Consider the following 1,702-nt stretch of genomic DNA (forward strand, 5'->3'; position numbering starts at 1 on the left):
GACGTGGAGGCGAACACCCAGTCGTGCGAGACGCCGCGCCCGGAGATGGGCGCGGCGGCGGACGTGCTCCTGGGCAAGCCGTTCATCGGCTACGTGACCACGGGGGCGGCGACTTCGCGTGCCGACAACACGAACGAAGACACCACCAGCATGAACGTGGCGGTGACCAACAACATCGGGCAGCCGATCGGCACCACCGACGGCACCACCGCGGCGCCGGCCGGCGTCCGTGTCTACTTCCCCGACGCCCCCAAGGTCACCGCGGTGAACTCGGGCGCGGTGGCCAGCGCCACGGTGCGCCTGGAAGGCACCGACGGCACCGCGAACTTCTCCGGGCCGGAGGGTGAGAATCCCAGGCTCGGGAAGCTCTACTACCAGTACAACGGCGTGGTGGCGACGAGCGCCACGTCGTCGCCCAGGCAGTGGAGGTTCGTCTACTCCTCCAACACGAAGACCTTCACCTACGTGGTGCACGTGTCGGCGCCCGTGCAGTACGAGTTCGGCTGGGTGACGCTCTCGCCCGCGTCGCTGGCGCTGGGCGCGGCCGAGTCGAGCGCGCCCCTGTCCGGCACCCCGCGCCGCTTCACCGGCGAGACGCTGGCCGAAGGGATCACCTGGAGCACCTCGGACGCCGCGGTGGCGACGGTGGATGCCTCCACGGGCGTGGTGACGGGTGTGGCGCCGGGCACGGCCACCATCACCGCGACTTCCAAGGTGAAGGCCCAGCGGAAGGGCTCGATCCCGGTGACGGTGGACGCGCCGCCGACGCTCGTCTCCACCACCCCCGCGGACAACGCGACGCAGGTGGCGAGCAACAGCAACATCGTGCTCACCTTCAGCGAAGCGGTGGACGTCACCACCTCCAGCTTCACGCTGGAATGCCCCACCGGGACGGCGAAGACCTTCACCGTCAGCGGCTCGGGGACGGCGACCGTCACGCTCGACCCGGATGCCGACCTGCCGGCGGGGACCATCTGCGCGGTGAAGGTGATCGGCGCGCAGGTGAGCGACTCGGACACCAACGACGGCCCCAACAACCTGGCCGGCGGCGACCGCACGTTCAGCTTCGAGGTGAACATCCAGGCGGTGCCCGACGTGTTCGGCACCACCGCCACCGGCAACGTGCGGATCAACTCCGCCAGCACGTCGCCCGCGTTCAGCGTGACCGCCAACGACCAGATCAACGCGGCGAACACGACCGTCACCTTCGCGGGGTGGAACGCCGTCGCGGGGAAGACGCAGCAGGGCGGCGACGTGGTGATGACGATGTCCGGCGCGGGGATGGGGCAGTTCACCTACAACCCGCCGGCCGGCTTCGAGGGCACCGACAGCCTGGAGTACACGGTCACCAGCGGCTCGGCCACGGCCTCGGCCAAGGTCGCGCTCCCGGTGAGCGGGATGCTCTGGTTCGTGAACAGCGGCGGCGCCGCTTGCACCACGCGCGTGGAGGGCTGCGGCCGGCTCACCAACCCCTACAGCACGCTGGCCGCCTTCCATGCCGAGAACAACGGCACGGGTAACAACCCGGCCGCGAACGACAACATCTTCCTCTATCAGGGCGCCGACTACGCCGGCCCCGTCACGCTTCTCGCCGGGCAGAAGCTGATCGGCCAGGACGCCACTTCCACCCTGTCGGAGATCACGGCGATCACGCCGGCGGCGGGGAGCGACGCGCTCCCCGCGATGGACGCGGCGGGCACGG

General features: G+C 70.2%; 1 protein-coding gene. It reads left to right on the forward strand.

Going from position 1 to position 1,702, the window contains the following annotated elements; all coding sequences use genetic code 11:
* Positions 1-1,702: Ig-like domain-containing protein (locus VF632_RS11765; RefSeq protein ID WP_331023084.1), on the forward strand; the 1,702-nt coding region annotated here is incomplete at both ends.

Origin of the sequence: Longimicrobium sp. (assembly GCF_036388275.1) — a bacterium.
In the GTDB taxonomy this organism is placed as follows: Bacteria; Gemmatimonadota; Gemmatimonadetes; order Longimicrobiales; family Longimicrobiaceae; genus Longimicrobium.